16 protein-coding genes are annotated in these 19,298 nt (G+C 71.3%); 1 reads left to right on the top strand and 15 read right to left on the bottom strand.

The genetic code is table 11. The features are described from left to right. The first annotated feature begins 62 nt into the window (after positions 1–62). The gene (locus OHA58_RS38565; protein ID WP_405484623.1) at positions 63–749 is read left to right on the top strand and encodes a phosphatase PAP2 family protein; all 687 of its coding nucleotides are present in this window, start codon (positions 63–65) and stop codon (positions 747–749) included. Between the two features lie 32 nt (positions 750–781). Here the strand turns inward: OHA58_RS38565 and OHA58_RS38560 are convergent, their stop codons facing one another. From OHA58_RS38560 to OHA58_RS38490, 15 genes are read right to left on the bottom strand one after another with little or no spacing between them, the layout of a single operon-like run. Beyond that, positions 782–2,107, bottom strand: a complete 1,326-nt coding sequence (locus OHA58_RS38560; RefSeq protein ID WP_405484621.1) for a glutamate-1-semialdehyde 2,1-aminomutase — start codon at positions 2,105–2,107, stop codon at positions 782–784. A 7-nt stretch (positions 2,108–2,114) separates the two neighbouring features. Further along, positions 2,115–2,666, bottom strand: coding sequence for a dTDP-4-dehydrorhamnose 3,5-epimerase (gene rfbC / locus OHA58_RS38555; RefSeq protein ID WP_405484619.1), 552 nt, complete (start codon positions 2,664–2,666; stop codon positions 2,115–2,117). Then, positions 2,663–3,889, bottom strand: a complete 1,227-nt coding sequence (locus tag OHA58_RS38550; protein WP_405484617.1) for a polysaccharide pyruvyl transferase family protein — start codon at positions 3,887–3,889, stop codon at positions 2,663–2,665. The genes rfbC and OHA58_RS38550 overlap by 4 nt, the downstream gene beginning before the upstream one ends. Continuing rightward, on the bottom strand, positions 3,886–4,842 hold the full coding sequence (locus OHA58_RS38545; RefSeq protein WP_405484615.1) for a glycosyltransferase family 2 protein: 957 nt from the start codon (positions 4,840–4,842) through the stop codon (positions 3,886–3,888). The genes OHA58_RS38550 and OHA58_RS38545 overlap by 4 nt, the downstream gene beginning before the upstream one ends. Beyond that, positions 4,839–6,128: a hypothetical protein gene (locus tag OHA58_RS38540; protein WP_405484613.1), complete on the bottom strand. Its 1,290-nt coding sequence runs from the start codon at positions 6,126–6,128 to the stop codon at positions 4,839–4,841. Before OHA58_RS38540 ends, OHA58_RS38545 begins: the two co-directional genes overlap by 4 nt. Before the next feature lie 5 nt (positions 6,129–6,133). Next, positions 6,134–7,408, bottom strand: coding sequence for a DUF4910 domain-containing protein (locus OHA58_RS38535; RefSeq protein ID WP_405484611.1), 1,275 nt, complete (start codon positions 7,406–7,408; stop codon positions 6,134–6,136). Next, the gene (locus OHA58_RS38530) at positions 7,405–8,430 is read right to left on the bottom strand and encodes an NAD-dependent epimerase/dehydratase family protein (protein WP_405484609.1); all 1,026 of its coding nucleotides are present in this window, start codon (positions 8,428–8,430) and stop codon (positions 7,405–7,407) included. Before OHA58_RS38530 ends, OHA58_RS38535 begins: the two co-directional genes overlap by 4 nt. Positions 8,431–8,433: 3 nt before the next feature. Further along, positions 8,434–9,084 carry a PIG-L deacetylase family protein gene (locus OHA58_RS38525; protein ID WP_405484607.1) on the bottom strand — a complete coding sequence of 217 codons (651 nt, stop codon included), beginning with the start codon at positions 9,082–9,084 and terminating at the stop codon, positions 8,434–8,436. Then, complete coding sequence (locus OHA58_RS38520; protein WP_405484605.1) at positions 9,081–9,875, bottom strand: glucose-1-phosphate cytidylyltransferase; 795 nt, start codon at positions 9,873–9,875, stop codon at positions 9,081–9,083. Before OHA58_RS38520 ends, OHA58_RS38525 begins: the two co-directional genes overlap by 4 nt. After that, positions 9,872–11,107 carry a class I SAM-dependent methyltransferase gene (locus OHA58_RS38515; protein WP_405484603.1) on the bottom strand — a complete coding sequence of 412 codons (1,236 nt, stop codon included), beginning with the start codon at positions 11,105–11,107 and terminating at the stop codon, positions 9,872–9,874. The genes OHA58_RS38520 and OHA58_RS38515 overlap by 4 nt, the downstream gene beginning before the upstream one ends. After that, positions 11,104–12,345: a glycosyltransferase gene (locus OHA58_RS38510; protein WP_405484601.1), complete on the bottom strand. Its 1,242-nt coding sequence runs from the start codon at positions 12,343–12,345 to the stop codon at positions 11,104–11,106. The genes OHA58_RS38515 and OHA58_RS38510 overlap by 4 nt, the downstream gene beginning before the upstream one ends. 2 nt (positions 12,346–12,347) lie before the next feature. Next, positions 12,348–13,598, bottom strand: a complete 1,251-nt coding sequence (locus OHA58_RS38505; RefSeq protein ID WP_405484599.1) for an O-antigen ligase domain-containing protein — start codon at positions 13,596–13,598, stop codon at positions 12,348–12,350. Continuing rightward, positions 13,591–15,126, bottom strand: coding sequence for a right-handed parallel beta-helix repeat-containing protein (locus tag OHA58_RS38500; RefSeq protein ID WP_405484597.1), 1,536 nt, complete (start codon positions 15,124–15,126; stop codon positions 13,591–13,593). The genes OHA58_RS38505 and OHA58_RS38500 overlap by 8 nt, the downstream gene beginning before the upstream one ends. An 8-nt stretch (positions 15,127–15,134) precedes the next feature. Next, positions 15,135–17,108, bottom strand: a complete 1,974-nt coding sequence (locus tag OHA58_RS38495; RefSeq protein ID WP_405484595.1) for an alginate lyase family protein — start codon at positions 17,106–17,108, stop codon at positions 15,135–15,137. Continuing rightward, entirely contained in the window at positions 17,105–19,282 is a 2,178-nt protein-coding gene (locus OHA58_RS38490) for a bi-domain-containing oxidoreductase (RefSeq protein WP_405484593.1), read from the bottom strand. Before OHA58_RS38490 ends, OHA58_RS38495 begins: the two co-directional genes overlap by 4 nt. Positions 19,283–19,298: the final 16 nt, after the last annotated feature.

The following is a 19,298-nucleotide window of genomic DNA, read 5'->3' as shown; positions in this document are numbered from 1 at the left end:
GACCTGGCCGGAGCTGAAGTGGAAGTCGGCCCAGTCCAGTTCGTGCTTGATGCGGTGGACGTATGACCCGCCGTCAGGTGCCCGCGGTGCTGCCCCCGTCGCTGCGCGTGCGGCTCTGGCTGATCGGGGGCCTCGCCGCGCTGGTGGTCGTCGTGCTCGGGGTCCTGTACGCCGGGGACGGCCGGCCCGGCAGGGTGGACGGGCGAATCTGGTCGGCGGTGGAGGGTGTGGGGCCGCTGTGGCGGCACGTCGCTCTGGCCATGGACTTCTTGGGCGATCCCGCGGGATCGGCGATGCTGATCGTGGCGGTCGTGACGGGCTGCCTGCTGCTTCTTCGCAGTCCTCGCGCAGCGGTGCTCGTCGTAGCCGGCGTCGCCCTCACCGTAGGAACGACGACGCTGCTCAAGCACGTGGTGGGACGCACCATTCACGGCGACGACAACCTGTCCTACCCGAGCGGGCACACCGCCTTCGCCACCGCGCTCGCCCTCGTGGTGGCGCTGCTCGCGACCGGCCGGCTCGGCCTCGGCATGACGGCCGGCATCTCACTCGTACTCGGCGCGGCGCTGGTCGCCGGCGCCGCCATGGGCTGGGCGCAGGTCGTCCTGGGCGCGCACTACCCGACGGACGCCCTCGGCGGCTGGTGCACCGCGCTGGTGGTGATACCGGCGACCGCCTGGCTGGTCGACCGGACGGCCGACCGGCTGGAGGACCGGACGGCCGACGCCGGTCGGCGGGAGCGTCCCTGACGTCACGTGACGTGAAGGCGCAGCGCGTCTCGTCATGCCAAGCGCCGGAAGGCCGGCTTCACCGGCCGCCCGCCCATCCAGGAAGTGGGGTCAGCGGCGTCCAGAGCCTTCCGGTACACCGCACACGCCTGGGCCACCACCTCGACGGTGCGGTCGATGTCGGCGTTGTCGAGGGCGCTGCTCACCACGAACGACGGGGCAAGGACTCCGCCCGCGAGGAGCCGGCGCAGGAACAGGGTGCGGTACTCCTGCGACGGCTGCAGGTTCTCGTCGAGGGTGGCGAAGACCAGGTTGCTGGCCCGGCCCCGGACGACGACGTGGTCGCCTACGCCCATGCCGGCCGCGGCCTCGCGGACACCGGCGGCCAACCGCTCGCCGAGCGCGTGCAGGCGCGCGGTGATGCCTTCCTCGGCGTACGTGGTGAGCACGGCCATCGCGGCGGCCAGCGAGTGCGTCTCCGCACCGTGCGTGGTGGACAGCAGGAACACCCGGTCGCCGGAGTGGCGCAGGCCGCCCCGCTCCATCAGGTCGCGGCGCCCGGCCAGCGCGGAGACGGCGAACCCGTTGCCCAGCGCCTTGCCGAACGTGGAGAGGTCGGGGGTGACGCCGTACAGGCCCTGGGCGCCCGCCTCGGACCAGCGCAGGCCGGTGATCATCTCGTCGAAGACCAGTACGCAGCCGTGCCGGTCGGCCAGTTCACGCAGGCCTTCGAGATACCCGGGCGGCGGCTCGCTGTGGCCGGCGGGTTCGAGGATCAGGCACGCGACCTCGTCCTCGTACCGGGTGAGCAGCTCCTCCGTGGCGGCCAGGTCCCCGTAGGGGAACGCCACGGTGAGCTCGGTGGTCTGTGCCGGGATGCCGGCGGACATCGGTGTGGTGGCGATGAACCAGTCGTCGACGGAGAAGAACGGATGGTCGCCGCAGATGGCCACCCGTGGGCGCCCGGTGACGGCGCGGGCCAGGCGCACCGCGGCGGTGGTGACATCGGAGCCGTTCTTCGCGAACTTGACCATCTCGGCGGTCGGCACCGTGGCCAGGAAGCGTTCCGCGGCCTCGACCTCCACGATGGACGGCCGTACGAAATTGTTGCCGCGGTCGATCTCCCGCCGCACCGCCTCGAGCACGCGCGGGTGGGCATGGCCGAGGCTGACCGACCGCAGTCCGGCGCCGTACTCGATGTAGCGGTTGTCGTCGATGTCCCACACGTGGGCGCCTCGGCCGTGGCTGATGACCGGGGCAAGGTGCTCGGGGTACTGGTCGTCGCCCTTGGCGTAGGTGTGCGCGCCCCCGGGGATCAGGGCGTGCAGCCGCTCGTTCGCCTGCTGCGACCGGGGCAGGCGGAACTCTTCGGTGTCCACGCTGACTTCAGCTCTCTTTCTGTTTCAGGGCCTCGGCAAGGCTCGGCGCCTCCCGGTCCCGCTGGGACATCGATACGGGCGACAGCGGCCAGGGGACGGCGAGTTCCGGGTCGTCGAAGGCGATCGTCACGTCCTCGGTCGGATCGTGCGGGCGGTCGATCCGGTACGAGGTGTCGGCGGTCTCGGTCAGCGCCTGAAAGCCATGCGCGCAGCCCGCCGGGATGTAGAGCGTCACCTGCGTGTCGCCGGACAGTTCGAAGAAGGCCCGGTTGCGGTAGGTCGGTGAGTCGGGCCGCAGGTCGACGACGACGTCGAAGATCTTCCCGTACGAACAGCGCACGAGCTTGGCCTCGCCGGCACCGGAACGCAGGTGCAGGCCGCGCAGCACGCCCCGGACCGAGCGGGACACGCTGTCCTGGACGAAGGCTTCCGGGTCGAGGCCCACCGAGCGGATCACGTCGGCGTCGAAGGTGCGGCAGAAGAAGCCGCGTTCGTCGGCGTAGGGCGTCGGCTCGAACAGGAACGCGCCGTCGATCTCCGGGACTTCGATGGCTTTCACGGTGCCTCCCGCATGGCATAGGCGTGGGTGTGGTCGGCCGCCGGGAAGAGGGCCGAGGTCAAGGCGGTGAACTGGTCCTCGAGTTGCCGAGCGGCGAGCAGGTTCCGCTCGGTGAGCGTCCGCCGGACTTCCGCCGATCGCCGCTCCAGCGCCCGGAATTGCCCGAGCAGCCGGTCGGCGTCGACCTCGCGAGCGGGGTGTGAGTACGCGGCGAGGCCCATCCGGTCCATGAGCGCGTCGCTCTTGGCCGCGTAGCTGAGCGCGAGCGTCGGCACGCCGACCTTCAGCGCACAGATCAGGTTGTGGTAGCGGGTCGCCACCACGGTGTCGGCGGCCGCCGTCTCCTTCATCAGGTCCGCGAGCGAGGTCGCCTCGGCGGCGGTGACCAGCGGCGAGTCGACCGCGTCGAGGATCGCTGCGACCACCGGTGCGTCGCACTCGTCGCCGGTGAGCAGTCGGACCGGCCTGCCGTCCTCGACGAGCGCGCGGACAAACCGGATGGTCCCGTCGAGGTAGCGCCGGTGGATCTCCTCGGCGCGGGCGCGGTCGCCGTCGTTGCCGTGGAAGGCCATGACGCCGACGCAGACCGGGCCGCTCGGCGGATCCGAGGGCACGCTCGCCGGCGGCGCCGGCAGGGAGAAGGCGAGGTCCGGGTAGACCTCGTCGCGCGCGGTGTTCACGCCCATCGCCCGCATGGCGTCGCGGGACAGGTCGTCGCGGTAGGAGCGGTAGGTGGCGAGCCGCGCCGACCAGCGCACCAGGGCACGGGTCGACCGGTTGGCGATCGTGTCCGCGCCGACACTGACCAGCGCGATCCGGGTGCCGAGCAGCCGGCCGGACGCGCACAGCAGGAACAGCGCGTACGGGAAGCCCCACGGCCGCAGCGGCAGCGTGGCCTCCAGGACGCCCATGCCCGGCACGATCACCACGTCGTGCCGGCGCACCCAGGTAGCGGTGCGCAAGACGTCGACGAGTTTGCCCAGACCTTTCCCCGCGATCGCGCCCACCCGCGAAGCGGTCCGGTACTCCCCGCGGTACCAATGCAGCCGCGTCGCAGGGATGTTGTACCGGCTCGCGACGATCTCGGGTCCGCCGCACAGCGCGTCCACGACCGCCCCCGGGTGCTCGGCGCGCAGGTAGCCGAGCACGGCTTCGAGCGACCCGTCGTTGCCGAGGTTGCCGGAGCCGAGCAGGCCGAACACCCCAACGCGCACGGGCGTCATGCCTGCCTCTCTTCACGACTTTCACGCCCGGCGACGAGGGCGTCGACGGAGACGGTGAGCCCGGCGGGGTCGACCGGTGCGCGGTCCTCGACCCGCTCGCCGGCGCCGGGCCGGGCGCGGCTGGTCATCCAAGCGGCGAGGTGGCGGTAGCAGGCGCGCCGGTCGGCCGGGGACAGCGGCGCCCGCCGGATCGCCGAGGCGAAGCCCCAGACGTACTCGGCGAGCAGCCGGGGCGTCGGGTGCAGCAGGCCTGCGCGGCGCGGGTCCAGGTTGACGCAGCGGGAGCGCTTGGAGGGGTTGGCCCGCTCGGCGCGGGTGGGGTGGTCGCGCCGGAAGTACAGCAGCTCCGGCACCTGGTGGAAGGGCCCGTGCAGAACGATCTCGGCGACGAACGTGCGGTCCGCGTGGTGGTAGCTGTCCATCGGCTTCACCCGGCGCAGCACGTCGGCCCGCAGCACCCCGTAGAAGTCGTCGCCACCGGGCTCGAACAGCAGACTACGGAAGCGCTCCGGCGGGTACGGCGAGTCGGTGGCGAGTCTGTACTCGTACGGGACCTTCACCTGGCCGTCGCCGTCGATGACCGCCTGGCCGCTGTGCGCGAGGATCACGTCCGGCCGCTCGTCCAGCGCCTCCACGCAGCTCCGCAGCAGGTCCCGGGCGTACAGGTCGTCGTGCGAGGCCCACTTGAACAGTTCGCCGCGGCACTCGGCGAACACATGGTTGTGGTTCGGCGTTGCGCCGATGTTCCGGGGCAGCCGGAGGTACCGGATGCGCGAGTCCCGCGCGGCGTACTTGCGGCAGATCTCCTGGGTCCCGTCGGTCGAGGCGTTGTCGGAGATGACCAGCTCGAAGTCCTCATAGGTCTGGCCGAGCAGGGCGTCGAGCGATTCGGCGAGGTACTCCTCGCCGTTGTACACGGGCAGGCCGATGCTGAGCCGGGGGTGGGGGGTCATGGCGTCCTCGCTTTGCGGATGGGGTTCTGGTGGTGCTCGCGCAGGGCTGACCTCAGTTGCAGCCACCACACGACCGAGCTGCTCAACGTCGCGACGGCGACGCCCCAGGCCGAGCCGACCGTGCCGGCGACGGCCGCCCCGCCGAGCCCGCCGCTGACGTAGCAGGCGGAGGCGAACAACTGGCTGCGCAGGCTGCGCCGGGCCGCGGCGAGCGCGCGCAGCCCGGCCGCCGCCCCGGTGCCCAGGCCGGCGCCCGCGACACCGAGCACGGCCGGCACGATGAGCTGGGAGGCGGAGTGCCAGACGTCGCCGAGTACGAACTCGCCGAACCGGTCCGGCATCAGCAGCAGTGCCGTGCCCCAGAGCAGCGCGGCGACGGCCTGCCCGCCGCCGAGCAGGAGGCAGAACGGGCCGAGGCGGTGCGGGGCCTGCCGGAGCACCCGTGCCGCCTCGGCGACGGTGACCAGGGACAACCCCATCAGCACGGCGAGGAACGGGCCGAGCAGGAGCTCCGCGCCCCGGACCGCACCCACCGCGCCGACCCCGACGATCGCACCGAGCCCGTATGCCCGCAGCTGGCTCGCTCCGCTGAGGCAGGTGTTCTCGACCAGGTACCGGTAGCCGAGATCGCGGTGCGTGCGCAGCCACTGGCGCGCTCCGGCCAACTGGGGCCGGATGCCTGACTGGAGACAGCCGTACAGCGCGGCCACCGCGGCGGACGCGCCCCAGGCGAGCACGAACGCGGCCACGCTGCCCACGCGGGCGGCCACCACCATCGCCGGGACGAGCGCGACGCCCCACACGAGGTCGTTGACGAACGCCTTGCGCCCGTTCCCGGCGGCGAAGAACGCGTACCGCCAGGCGTCCTGCAGCAGCAGCCCCGGCAGCATGACGCCGAGGCAGGCGAACGCGATCCCCACGCTGCCGCCGAGCGCGAGGCCGACCGCCAGGCACACCGTGCCGATGGCGGCACCGACGCAGAGCGCGGTACCCGACGACCGGGCCACCGCCCCACGCCAGGACGCGTCCGGCACGCCGCTGAAGCGCACCACCAGCGGGTCGGTGCCCACGCCGCGCGAGACGCTGAGCACCACGCCGTACGTCACCCAGGCCAGGCTGAACACGCCGAACGCGGTCACCCCCAGCGAGCGGGCCACGTAGATCCCCACCGCGAAGTTGGACAGGCTGGAGGCCGCCTGGTCGGCCAGTCCCCAGGACAGCCGGCCGACGACGCCCCGCCTGGCGGTCGCCGCCGTCGGCCTCGTCTTCTCCCCCTCGATGGTCATCGTCGTCAAGCCTTGATCAGCCCGGCGCCGCGCAGGGCGTCGGCCGCGTCGGCGACGGTGTCGAACGGCAGGCAGGACCGCTCGGCGACGTCCAGCAGACTGTGCTCGCCGTCGGAGAGGCTGAGCACCCAGAGCATCGCCATCTGGGCCTGCTTCGCGTCGCTGCGCCCACCGAGCGAGTCGTACAACCCACGGCGCCCCAACTGGGGTTCGCCGTACGGGCTGAGGTTGATGTACTGCCGGTTGCGGTCGAGGACAGCGAACGCCTCACGGCAGACGGCGAGGGTGTCCGCCATCGCCTCCGGGGAGACGAAGTCCGGGTTGTCCGCCGAGGTGTGGTACTCGGGATACCCGGCGTACGGGGTCCGGCTGAGCGAGCCCACGCCGAGGTCGAACCCGGGCGAGCAGTACTGCCGCTCGTCGTAACCGTACGGAGTGAACTCGGCGACGTGGTGCGGGCGTTCGGAGGCGGCCAGCACATGCCGCATCACCCGGTCGATCTCCGCGTCGCCGCGCCTGCTCTGTTTGTACGTCAGTCGGCCCGCGTCACCGGCGCAGGCCAGCACGAGCCCGTGCTTGACCTGCTCGATCCGCTCCGCGTTACGGGCCAGCCAGGTGATCGCCCCGATGGTGCCGGGCGCGTAGATGAACCGGTAGGTGTGGTACGGCGTCTCCTGCGCAAGGGCGCGGGCCAGGAACGTCGCCACCGCGATGCCGGCCAGGTTGTCGTTGGCCAGCGACGGGTGGCAGGTGTGGCAGGAGACGATCACCTCGTCGGGGACCTGGCCGGGGACCACGTGCTCGGCGTAGGTGAGGTGGCCGTCCGCGAGCGTGGAGTCGATGCGCACCTCGTACTCGCCGTCCGGCAGCGCGTCCAAGGTCTCCTGGGCCAGGCAGAACCCCCATTCCGGCTTGTAGTAACTCGTGTGGTACGGCACCCAGTTCGGGTGGTCCGGCAGGGTGTGCAGGTGCGCGCGCAGCTCGGCCAGCGGCATCGTCTTCGACACCGGCACGCTGTAGCCGAGCACGTGCAGGCTGGAGGCGGCGAAGTCGACGACCCGGTTGCCGGCGGGGTCGGCGACGTACGCGTCCCGGATGTTCCACTCCTGCGGCACCGTCCAGTCGAGGACCTGCGTCCCCGTCGGTACCTCGTGCACCTGCAGCGGGACGTACTCGTTGACGATGTCCAGGGTGGCGCGCACACCGTCGCCCGTGATGCTCCGGCACAGTGGGTACAACCGCTCCACCAGCTCGTGCATCTGCGCGCCGGCCGAGGTCATCGGCTCCACCGCAGGGTGTCGTCGACGGCGCCGGCCTCGGACGCCGCGCGCAGCACGGCGAGGCGGGTGAAGCGTCGCTCGAAGTCCTCCCGGGTCAGGTCGAACTTCCGGTAGGCGTCGGCGAGTTCGAGCGCGCCCTGCTTCACCGTCCATTCGCAGTCGAAGCCGGGGATCGCGGCGCGGAACCGGGAGAAGTCCACCCGGTAGGAGCGCGGATCGGCACCGGTCTCCCCCGTGATCACCACCTTCGAGCCGGACACCGCCTCGGCGACCTGCTCGGCGATCTCGGCGACCGTGACGTTGTTGACCTCGCTGCCGATGTTGAACGCCCGGTCGTGCACCGCTTCGCGCGGCGCGGTCAGCGCGGCCGTGAAGGCCTTCGCGATGTCGGCGGCGTGCACGAGCGGGCGCCACGGGGTGCCGTCGGACATCACCAGGACTTCGCCGGACAGGAGTGCGTGGCCCACCAGGTTGTTCAGGACGATGTCGGCGCGCAGCCGGGGCGAGAAGCCGAAGGCAGTGGCGTTGCGCATGTACACCGGGCTGAAGTCGTCGTCGGCAAGCGCGTGCAGGTCGTCCTCCACCCGCACCTTGGACTCCGCGTACGGCGTCACCGGGCGCAGCGGGGCGTCCTCGGCCACCAGGCCGTCACCGCCCGCGGCGCCGTAGACCGAGCAGGTGGACGCGTACAGGAAGCGCCGCGCTCCGGCCTCGCGGGCCAGCCGGGCAAGGCGTACGGAGGCGTGGTGGTTGATGTCGTAGGTGAGCTCGGGCGCCAGGGACCCCAGCGGGTCGTTGGAGAGCGCGGCCAGGTGGATCACGGCGTCCACCCCGGCCACGTGTTCGGCCGTGACGTCGCGCAGGTCCACCTGGTGCCCCGCAGGGTCCGCGGGCTGCGGGCCGAGCACGCAGTCGGTGAACAGGCCGGCGTCGAGGCCGACGACCTCGTGTCCGGCGGCCGTGAGGACCGGAGCCATGACGGTGCCGAGGTAGCCCTGATGTCCGGTGAGCAGTACGCGCAACTTTCAGTCCCCCAGATCGAGCGTGAATTTGGTGACGGCGAACGCCTCGGCGTAACGCGCATGGCATTCGATGCCGCGGATCCGGGCGAGGCCGAGGAAGGCCTCCCGGTCGTACCAGGGCCGGTGGCGCTGCGAGGGATAGTGCTCCTGCAGCAGCCGAACCTTCTGTTCGGCGGTCTCCGGCGACAGCGGCTGGTACGCCGCCGGACGGCCTAGATCGCCGTCCCACTTGACGATCTCGTAGCCGAGCACGAGGTGGTCGCGGAACGCGGTGGTCATCAGCTGCGCCAGGCTGCGGTGGTCCTGGTGCGCATCATCGGTACGCGGCGCGAGGACCAGGTCCGGCTCGGTCTGCGCGCGCAGCTCCTCGACCGCGGCCTTGGCCTCCTCCCAGTGCGCGGGCATCCGGCCGTCCGGCAACTTGAGCACGGTCAGGCGAAGTTCGGCGCCCGGGCAGAAGGCGGCGAGCGCGGCCCGCTCCTCGTCCTCCCGCTCGCTGCCGCCGCCGGAGAGCACCAGCGCGTCGACACGGATCCCGGGCTGCGCTCGGCACATCGCGAGCAGGGTGCCGCCCGCGCCGATGGCGATGTCGTCGCAGTGCGCGCCCACCGCGACGATCTGGTCCAGGCGGCGCCCGGCCCCGAGCCGGATCATGCGCCCACCCCCGCGCCGTCGCGCTCCCACACGGCCCACGGGCGGTCGCCGCGGGCGTAGGCGGCGTCGAGCGCGGCCCGCTCCTTCACGGTGTCGGTCGGCTTCCAGAAGCCGCGGTGCTGATGCGCCACCAGCCGTCCCTGCTTGGCCAGTTGGGCACATCCGTCGGCGACCAGGTCGCCGTTCTCGGGTATGTGGTCGAAGACCTCCTGGCGGAGCACGAAGTAGCCGCCGTTCTCCCACAGCGGCATGTCGCTCACCGCGGTGATGCCCCCCACCAGGCCGTCCTCGCCCAGGTCCACGCAGTGGAACGACGACTGCGGCGGCACCACCATCATCGAAGCACCGGCGTCTCGCCGGGCGAACTTCTCGATCATCTCCGGCAGCGGGGCGTCGGTGAGCACGTCGGCGTAGTTGGCGAGGAACATCTCGTCGCCGTCCAGGTGGTGGCGCACCCGGCGCAGCCGCTCACCGATCGGCGACTCGATGCCGGTCTGCGCGAACGTGATCGTCCAGTCGGCTATGTCGGTGGACAGCAGCTCGGTCCTGCCGCCCCGCAGCACGAAGTCGTTGGACGTCGTCTCCTCGTAGTTGAGGAAGAAGTTCTTGATGTGGTGCGCCCCGTACCCGAGGCACAGGATGAACTCCGTGTGCCCGAAGTGCGCGTAGTAGCGCATGACGTGCCAGATCAGCGGCCTGGGGCCGACCATCGCCATCGGCTTGGGCACATCGTCGGCGGCACCGCTGCGCATACGCATCCCGTATCCGCCGCAGAAGAGGACGACCTTCATGATGTGGCCTCGACAATGCTCAGTTCCGGGATGGGGAAGACAAGGCGGCCGCCCCACTCGTGAATGAAGGACAGTTGCTCGACCAGCTCGTCCCGCAGATTCCATGGGAGGACGAGGACGTAGTCGGGCCTGTCGGTGCTGATCTGCTCGGGCGGCAGGATCGGGATGCGGGTGCCCGGGGTGAACCTGCCGTGCTTGTAGGGGTTGCGGTCGACCGTGTACGCGAGCAGGTCGGTCCGGATGCCGCAGTGGTTGAGCAGGGTGTTGCCCTTGCCCGGGGCGCCGTAGCCGACGACCGTCTCGCCGCGTTCGGCCGCCTCGATGAGGAACTTGAGGAGGTCCCGGCGCACCTTGGCCACCCGGGCGGAGAACTCGGTGTACCCGGACAGCTCCTGCAGCCCGGCGGCCTTCTCCCGGTCCAGTACGTCGGTCACTCGGTCGGTCGGCTCGCCGGCGACCTCGACCGGCCGGGCCCACAGCCGGATGGAGCCGCCGTGCGTGGGCAGCAACTCGACGTCCACGAGCGTGAGTCCACCGCTGGCAAGGGCTCGGATCGCGGACGCGACCGTGTAGTACTGGAAGTGCTCGTGGTAGATCGTGTCGTACTGGTTCTCCTCGATCAGGGTCAGCAGGTGCTGCACCTCGATGGAGACCCAGCCGTCGTCGGCGACCAGGGCGCGCAGGCCCTGGGTGAACCCGACCACGTCGGGGATGTGCGCGTACACGTTGTTGGCGACGACCAGGTCCGCCGGGCCGTGCTCGGCGCGGACGGCCGAACCGGTGTCCGGGGACAGGAACTCCGTGAGTGTGGGCACACCCACGTCGCGCGCCGCGGCGCCGACGTTCACCGACGGCTCGATGCCCAGGCAGCGGATCCCCCGGTCCGCCACGTGCTTCAGCAGGTACCCGTCGTTGCTCGCGACCTCGACGACGAAAGCGTCGGGGCCGAGGTCCAGGCGCTGTACGGCGTCGGCGACAAACGTGCGCGCGTGCTCCACCCAGGAGGTCGAGAAGGAGGAGAAGTACGCGTACTCGCTGAACGTCTCCTCCGGCGTGATCAGCGGCGGTATCTGTGCGAGCCAGCAGTCGGTGCAGACCCGCAGGTGCAGCGGGTACGCGGGCTCCGCTCGGTCGAGTTGGTCCGCGGCGAGGAAGCTCTCGCACGGCGGGGTCGCCCCCAGGTCGACGACGCTGGCCAGCGTCGCCGAGCCGCAGAGTCGGCATCGTGTCATCTTCTGTCCCCATCCCCCCTGCTCGCGCGGGTGTCCCCGCCGCGAGCCAGTGCTGACCGCCCCGCGATCGCGGTGCGGTACCCCTCCACCAGGCGCTCCAGGCCGACGGCCGGGCTGAAGCCCTGCTCGTAACGGCGCCGGGCCGCCTGGCCCATCTCCCGGTTCCGGGCCGTGTCGGCCGCGATCCGGCGTATGCGGTCCGCGAGCGAGGCAGCCTCGCCCGGCCGGTGCAGCAGCCCGGTCACCCCGTCCTCGACGAGTTCGACGAAGGCGCCGTGTCCGGCGGCGACGGTCGGGACCCCCGCCGCCATCGCCTCCACGACCACCAGGCCGAACGCCTCCAGCCACGTCGAGGGAGCCACCACGGCGACCGACCGCGCGACGGCCTCCCGGCACTGGGCCGTGTCGTACAGGCCGACGTACCGGACGTCCTTGCGGCCCGCCGCCCAGGCGGTGACCTCTCGCTCCAGCGGTCCCGTGCCGGCGATCACCAGCGGTACGCCCACCCCGCCGTCCGCGGCGATCTCGTCCCACGCCGCCATGAGCAGCCGTACGCCCTTGGCCTCCGCGAGCCGGCCGAGATAGAGCAGATGCTCGCCGTCGCCCGTGCGGCGGACGCCCGGCTCCGGCACGAAGTTGTGCTTCACCGCCAGCCGTTCAGCCGGCATGCCGGCCCGTACCAGGGTGTCGCGCTGCGCCGCGGAGATGCAGAAGAACTGCTCCACGCCGGACCACCAGCGCCGCCGGTTGACCGACAGGCTCACCGCGAGCGGCACCGTCGCAAGGCGGGAGTCGCGGTAGCAGCCGTGCCGGACCGCGGGAAGCGGTCCCTTCCCGACGCACTCGGTGCACGGCCGGCCGTCCCGCTGCAGCGTGCCGGGCGGGCAGACCTGCGTGTAGTTGTGCAGCGTGGCCACGGCGGGGATGCCCGCGTCGGCGCAGGCGGCGAGGACCGCGGGCGACAGGAGCGGGAAGACGTTGTGGACGTGGACCACGTCGGGCCGCTCTGCGCGAAGACGGGCGGCAAGTTCCTTACGCACCGCCGGGTTCCACGGAACCAGCAGCGGCACCGCGACCTTGCCGGGCAGGGACCGGGCAGCGATGGTGTCGCTGCGCCGCTCGAACGCCTCGGCCCGGTGACCGGCCGCGCGGAGCAGCTCCACCTCCTGGTCGACGACCTTGTTCTCCCCGCTCGGCTGCGCCGAGGCGTAGCGGTTGTGCACTACGAGGACGTGCATGCTCAGGTCATCTCCGATCTCCGGGCCCATCGCGGGATGTGCCGTCGAGGGGCTGGAAGCGTCGGCAGGAGCGCGGTCTCGGCAGGTGCCGCCAACAGCGAGGCGGCCACGGCCAGATGGAGCAGATACGGCGAGGCGTCGCCCAGGCCCGCCTCGGTGTACGACGCGATCGCGCAGTAGCTGATCAGGAAGATCGCGCAGGCCCGCTGCAGCGACGGCGGCCGCAGCAACGCGACACCGCCGAGGACCAGGATGATCGCCGCCACGACGGCGGCGCCGACCAGCCCCTGTTCCTGGTAGACGGCCAGCCAGCTGTTGTCGATGGGCAGCCCGTCGAACGACTTGTCGCCCAGGCCCATGCCGAACAGCTGCTCCAGGGTCGTCCGGGGCGCCGCGAGGAGGGCGTCCCAGACCTTGGCCCGGCCGGTGAGGTTGGCGAAGTTCTCCTGGCTCTGCCCGCGCAGGAACCACGCCTGGAGCGCGGAGCTGAACCCGACCGCGGCCACCGTGGCGCACACCACGGTCCAGGTGAAGAACCGGCGGGCGGCGGCGCTGGTCAGGAGGAGCGAGCCGATCGCCAGCGCAAGCCCGATGAACAGGCCCAGCGTGGCCGTCCGGGTATGGGTCAACACCAGCAGGACGAACGACGGCACGATGATCACCGCCGCGGCGGTCCTGTCGGTCCGGCGCCCCAGGACGAGCAGCACGGTGAGCCCGATGATCACCGCGGCGTACTGTCCGATCTGCGGCGGCGTGAGCGGCCACAGCGCGCCGACAAGGCGGCCGCCGTAGAGGTCCGGCAGGGCCGCGCCCGGTGAGATGACCAGGCCGGCGGCCACCGACCCGAGCACCGCGAAGTACATCCGGATGTGGTGCCGGACGAACGTCAGGCCGCCGTCCCACCAGCGGGTGAGCAGCCACAGCGTGCCGACGAAGAGCGCAAGACGGGCGCAGCGGAACAGCGCACCGAACCCGGACTCGAGATCCACGCTGGAGATCACGCTCGGCACCAGGAGCAGGGTGAGCAGCAGCACAAAGGCGCTGGATCGGATGCGCAGCCGGAGATTGACCGCGAGCGCCAGCGCGAACGCGGCGACCAGCGCGCCCATGGTGGCCATCTGGATGAGGGAACGGGGCAGCGGGACGATGGTCTTCGCCCCGGCGGAGCCGAGCGTGTTGAGGACCAGCAGCCCCCAGATGATCCCGACGATCCTCGGTGTGCCCGCAGCACGTTGTTCGGCCACCTCAACCACCGTCCCGTGAGCGGAACGTGCTGCCCGTGTCCTGCCGGTAGGGCGCGCCCTGCCACTCCCCGAAGTCGAGCACCTGACTCTGATCCTTGGCGACGAAATTCCACGGTCCGACGTAGACGTTGTCGTACCAGCGGTTTTGCTGCTTGGCGGTGATCGCCTCGGCCACCCGTTCGCCCTTGTACGGCGACCAGTCCGGATAGGTGCCGTAATTGGCGAGGAGCGCCATGCGGTCACACTTCGCCGTGCACTTGACGACGGACTTGTCCAGCACGAAGCGGTTGTCGTGGATGTCCACCCGCTGGGTCTTCCACCGGCAGTCGGCATAGAGCGGTGCGGTGACGATCGCCGGCTTCGCGCAGCGCTTCGTGTTCTTCACGAGCAACGTGCAGTCACCGGACGAGGTGTTGGCCGGGCTGTTGCAGAACCGGTCGGCGTTCTCCCACAGGGTGATCCCGGACCAGTTGTTCTCCAGGACGTTCCCGTGGATCTCGATCTTGTCGGTGCGGGCCGGGATCCGTGGCTCGCCACCGGACTCGGACAGGTAAACGGTCGCGTACGGGAAGTTGTCGCCCTTCTTGGCCTCCCTGCGGCCCTCGACCCAGTTGTTCCGCCGGATCGTGTTCTTCCGGATGACCGCGTTGTAACTGGTCTCGTAGATCAGCGCGGCACCGTCGTTGTCCTCGAGCACGTTGTTCTCGATGCGGAAGTCGTTGTTGTTGGTGTCCGCCCACAACCCGGTCCCGCGGTTGTCGTGCACCCAGTTGCCGCGGATGTCGGCGCCGTTGACGGCCCAGAACTTGATGCCGCCGGTGCAGCCGCAGCCCTCGCGCCGCCGCTCCCAGTCGCCGGTGTTGTTGCCCACGATCTCGTTGCCCTCGACCACCAGACCGCTGATACGGCCGTTGGCCTTGTACGCGTTCATGCCGTACTGGCCGTTCTCGCGCAGGCAGCTGGAGCGGACCTTCTGGTGGGCGCCTGCCATCAGCCCGGCGCCGGAGTTGAGCTGGATCGTCGCATGCTCGATCACCCATCCGTCGGCCGAGTCGTGGTTGACCACGCCCTCGTCCGGCGGTGCCACGAAACGCTGCACGGTCAGATAGCGGATGGCCACCTTGCGGGCGCTGCCGCCGAACGCGTACTGGTTCTTCTTCCCGCCGTCGAACACCGCGCCCGGCGCGCCGAGGTAGCGGTCCCCCTCCTTGGGGATGACCTGGGCGTAGCGGTCCGCTTCGAGCCTGTGCTTGCCGGGCCGAAGCCAGAACGTGGTGTGCGGCGGGCTGCTCTTGGTCTTCGCCGCCAGGTCACCGACCACCGCGGGGTCGACGGTCACCGCGCCCGCCGGCGCCTTCGCCGGCCCGGCCACGGGCTTGGCGCACACCCGGGCCACGGGTGTGGACGGCGCAGCCGTCGTCGGCACGGCGGCCGGCTTCGCCTCGGTGCCTCCCGTGCTCTCACAGCCGGTCGTCGCCAGCAGGGCCAGCACCAGCGGTGCCACCCCCAGCGCCCAGTGCCGCCTCTTGATCCCCACGCGCCCCCCTAGCCGAACCTGAGCGCGGAGGTGAACTCCTCCGCGCCGTCGGCGAAGCCGGTGCCGACCAGCGTGGTGGTGGGTTCCTTGCGCCCGAATCCGGCGGAGTACCAGCCCAGCGGCGGTTCGGTCTCGCCGCGGTGCGCGCGCCAGGACAGCTGCCCGGGCAGGTCGAGCACGGCGGAGCGGTCCTCGCCGTCCCGGGTCCAGGTGAGCACGGCGCGGTTGCCCGTCAGGTCCGCGGCGATCGCCGGGCCGAGGTGGAACACCAGGCGCGCCTCGGCCCTGCGCGGGCCGCGCACCTCGTCGACGACCTTCAACTCCCGGCTCATGGCGGTCAGTTCGACCCGTCGGCGGTGGACCGAGCCCTGGTAGCCGTCGTGCTCGGCATACCAGCGGGCCACGCCCTGCTGGGAGGTGTCCGCGGTCAGGATGCGGCTGCCGGCATGCCGGGTCCACAGGAACGGGCCGCCGGAGACGGACTGGTCGGTGCCGTCCAGTTGCAGAGTGTTGTGGCCGAGGGTCGACCGGAAGTACTGCCGCCACTCGGGCTGCCCGTGGTAGCAGTACGTACCCGGGTCGGCGAGCACCTCGACCCCGTCGTGGCGGACCTCGACGGACAGCGCGTCCGCGTGGGCGTGTGCGGCGATGGACAGGAAGCCGTGCGGGCCGCCGTCGCAGCGGCACCAGATCTCCTCCGGCCCGCTCTGTGCCGGACTGCGCAGGATGGTCATGCCCGCGTCGGCGAAGTGGGCCGGTCGACTGGCCGGGCGGTTCATGGCCGGTGCGGTCTCGTTCTTCGCGTACGGCCGGATGAGCGCGGCGAGGAGCGGGGTGCGTACGTCGCTTGCGGTCACTGCCGGCCACCAGTCGAGACGGCCGAACACGGCGTCCCCGGTGGCAAGGAGCGAGGCCCAGCGGTCGGTGCCCGCGCCGTCGACGATGAGACCGTGCCCGTCGTCGGCGTCTCCCTGGCGTGGCGGACGTAACCGGCTGTCCACGACGGCCGCGAGCGCGTCGGCCATCCGCAGCAGCACCAGCCGGGTCGACGCGGGGACCGGCACGTCGGCGGCATCGGCCTCGGCCACCGCGGCCAGGCCGAGCTCCAGGACGAGTCCGTGATATTCGGTGGCCAGCTCACGGTTGAGGCCGGAGCCGAAGGTGTTGCTCCGCAGGTGCTGATCCAGCGACCTGAGCGCGCCCGCCCGCCAACGCGCCGAGGCGGGGAACCAGCCGAACGCGCAGGCCCCGGCCAACTGCCCGGCGGCCTCGGCGATGACGTGGTTGTTCGCCGAAGAACCCCGGCTGGGGAACGCGGCCAGCCAGCGCTGGTGGTGCCAGATCTGGTTCACCGCCACCGGGTTGCTCTCGAACAGCTCGCCCACGCCCGGCCAGCCGTCGAGCAGCCGGCGGATCCACACCCAGGAAAGGAGACGGATGCCCAGTTCGATGCCACTGATCCAATGCACGCCGCGCAGCGGCGGGTTGGCCCTCCACCACGACCGCAGATGCTCGGCCACGCGCTCGGCGTACCGCTCGTTCCCGGTGACCGCGTAGGCGGCGGCGAGCACGGTGAGGTACTGGTGCCGGGACAGCTCCCAGATCTGCTTGATGTCCCCGACCGCGTCCTCGTTCCGGTACGGCACGTCGAAGGCGTAGCCCCACGGAGCCCGGCGCCCGGTCTTCGGGTCGCTCCACCAGTCCGGGTCGGCCAGGTCGTCGCGGACCACCCCGAAGTACTCGACGTGCCCGTACATCAGCCGGTCCGCCTCGGCGACGAGACGCTTCGCGGCGTCCGGAGGGATCCCGGCGATCGTCCCGGCCGGCAGGACGGCGGTGAACCGGGCGCCGGTCACGCTCGGGCAGTCGGGCCGTGCCGACCGCCAACGCCGCCTGCGCACCGCGTCGCCCACCCGACCGCCGACCTCCCGCGGCCCCATCCGGGAAAGGCGTCGCAGGTACCAGCCCGCGCTCATGGTCATCGCGGCCTCGCCAACGTCACCGGCGCACCGCCGGCCAGGCCTGCCTGCACGGCGAGGGTGGCCGCCGTGGTGGCGACAAGGGACGACAGCGGAACCGGCATCGGCCCGCCGGTCCGCACGGCCTTGATGAACGCGGCGAGCTCGGCGTTCTGGCCCTTGTCCCGGGCTTTGGGCAGCCGCGAACTGACCCACCGCTTACGGCGGCCATCGTAAACAGCGGCACGGACGAAGTCGTCGAGCCGCAGCACCTTGCCGTCCGCGACGAGATCCAGCGTCTCCTTGGGGAAGCTGGGCGCGCCGGTGGTGACGTAGCTGATGGTGGCGGTGGATCCGTCCGGGTATTGCAGTACTACCTGCAGGTCCTCGTTGCCGGACGGGGCGGTCGCGTACACGGAGACCGGGTCGGACTCGAGCAGCCAGCTCGCCGTGTCGATGAAGTGTCCGCCCTCGCCCGCGAAGCGCGAGCCCTCGGTGCCCTGCTGGAGGTACCAGCTGCCGTGCTGCAGCCGGCCCGCGTTGACCAGGTAGCGCAGGCTCGCCGGCCCTGTCCGGGCGCCGAACCGCTTCCTGGCGTCCTGCAGCAGCGGCGCGAAGCGGCGGTTGAAGCCGACCTGCAGCCGGTCGTTGCCGGACTCCTCCACCGCCGCGAGCACGCCGGCCAGCTCGTCCTCGGTCAGGGCCAGGGGCTTCTCCACGAACACCGTCTTGCCCGCGAGGAGCGCTCGGCGGGTCAGTTCGGCGTGCGAGCTGTGCCGGGTGACCACGAACACCGCGTCGATGGACTTGTCACCGAGCACGGCGTCGAGGTCGGTGGTCGCCTCGGCGAAGCCGAACTTCCGCTGTGCGTTGGTCGCGGACAGCGCCGTCGTGGTGACAACGGTCGACAGCGTGATGCCGTCGCGCTGAGCCAGGTGCGGGAGCAGCATCGACGTCGCGTAGTTCCCCGCGCCGACGAACGCGAGGCGCACCGGCGAACGGCCGGCCCGAGCCGGAACCCGCTTCACGTTCACCGTGGGCACGGCCACCGCCGGGGCCTGAGCCTCACCCTTGTGTTCGGGGTACCGGAACAGCACGGCCACGGCCTTGAGTTCGCCGTCCTTCAGGCCCTGGTACGTCTCGACGGCGTCGTCGAGGTCGGCGACGTGGGAGACCAGGGGTTCCACGTCGACGCTGCCGCGGGCGAGGAGATCGAGGAAGCACGCGAGGTTGCGGCGCTCGGTCCAGCGCACATAGCCGATCGGGTAGTCCCGTCCCTCGAGTTCGTACTCCGGGTCGTAGCGTCCGGGACCGTAGGAGCGAGAGAACCGGACGTCGAGCTCCTTCTCGTAGTACGCGTTCCACGGCAGGTCGAGGCGGCACTTGCCGATGTCGACGACCCGGCCGCGGTCCCGGCACAGCCGGGCGGCCAGCTCGACGGGCTGGTTGCTGCCGCCACCGGCGGCCAGGTACACCTGGTCCACGCCGTGCCCGTCGGTGAGTTCGGCGACGGCGGCTTCCACGGCCGCGGACTCGGGATCGCCGCAGGCCGCGGCGCCCAGGCGCTCGGCGAGTTCGCATCGCGCCGGGTCGGGGTCGACCCCGACGACGCGGGCCCCCGAGGCGGCGAGCAGCTGCACCACCAGCTGCCCGATCAGGCCGAGGCCGATGACCAGGGCCACTTCGCCGAGTTGGGGCTCGCCGCGGCGGACGCCCTGCATCGCGATCGACCCGACGGTGCCGAAGGCCGCGTGCCGCGACGCGAGGCCGTCGGGTACCGGGGCGTAGAGGTTCTTCGGCACCCAGTTCAGCTCGGCGTGCAGTGCGTGCTCGTTGCCGGCGCAGGCCACGAGGTCGCCGACCTTCACGTCGTCGATCCCGGGGCCGACCTGCTCGACCACGCCGCACAGCGAGTAGCCCAGCGGGGTGTAGGAGTCCAGCTTGCCCATCACCTTTTGGTAGGTGGGGCCGACGCCGTTGGTGGCCACGCTCTGCATGACCTTGGCCACCTGGTCGGGCCGGGAGCGGGCCTTGCCCAGCATCGACATGCCGGCCTCGGACACCTTCATGAGTTCGGTCCCGGTGGATATCAGCGAGTAGGCGGTGCGGACCAGCACACCGCCCGGCTTGCATCCCGGCACCGGCACGTCGAGCACCGCGAGCTCGCCGCTCTTGTAGTTCTGAACTACCTGTTTCACCCGAAGTCCCCTTGTT

Source organism: Streptomyces sp. NBC_00009, assembly GCF_045040855.1.
GTDB lineage: Bacteria > Actinomycetota > Actinomycetes > Streptomycetales > Streptomycetaceae > Streptomyces > Streptomyces aureus.
The sequence above is the reverse complement of the archived record's forward strand: the minus strand, read 5'-3'. Positions and strand labels throughout refer to the sequence as shown.

Excerpts from the sequence above, each read along its gene's own strand:
- OHA58_RS38565 (WP_405484623.1), top strand. The coding sequence starts at position 63 with ATGACCCGCCGTCAGGTGCCCGCGGTGCTGCCCCCGTCGCTGCGCGTG.
- OHA58_RS38550 (WP_405484617.1), bottom strand. The coding sequence starts at position 3,889 with ATGACGCCCGTGCGCGTTGGGGTGTTCGGCCTGCTCGGCTCCGGCAAC.
- OHA58_RS38545 (WP_405484615.1), bottom strand. The coding sequence starts at position 4,842 with ATGACCCCCCACCCCCGGCTCAGCATCGGCCTGCCCGTGTACAACGGC.
- OHA58_RS38540 (WP_405484613.1), bottom strand. The coding sequence starts at position 6,128 with ATGACCATCGAGGGGGAGAAGACGAGGCCGACGGCGGCGACCGCCAGG.
- OHA58_RS38535 (WP_405484611.1), bottom strand. The coding sequence starts at position 7,408 with ATGACCTCGGCCGGCGCGCAGATGCACGAGCTGGTGGAGCGGTTGTAC.
- OHA58_RS38525 (WP_405484607.1), bottom strand. The coding sequence starts at position 9,084 with ATGATCCGGCTCGGGGCCGGGCGCCGCCTGGACCAGATCGTCGCGGTG.
- OHA58_RS38520 (WP_405484605.1), bottom strand. The coding sequence starts at position 9,875 with ATGAAGGTCGTCCTCTTCTGCGGCGGATACGGGATGCGTATGCGCAGC.
- OHA58_RS38515 (WP_405484603.1), bottom strand. The coding sequence starts at position 11,107 with ATGACACGATGCCGACTCTGCGGCTCGGCGACGCTGGCCAGCGTCGTC.
- OHA58_RS38510 (WP_405484601.1), bottom strand. The coding sequence starts at position 12,345 with ATGCACGTCCTCGTAGTGCACAACCGCTACGCCTCGGCGCAGCCGAGC.
- OHA58_RS38495 (WP_405484595.1), bottom strand. The coding sequence starts at position 17,108 with ATGACCATGAGCGCGGGCTGGTACCTGCGACGCCTTTCCCGGATGGGG.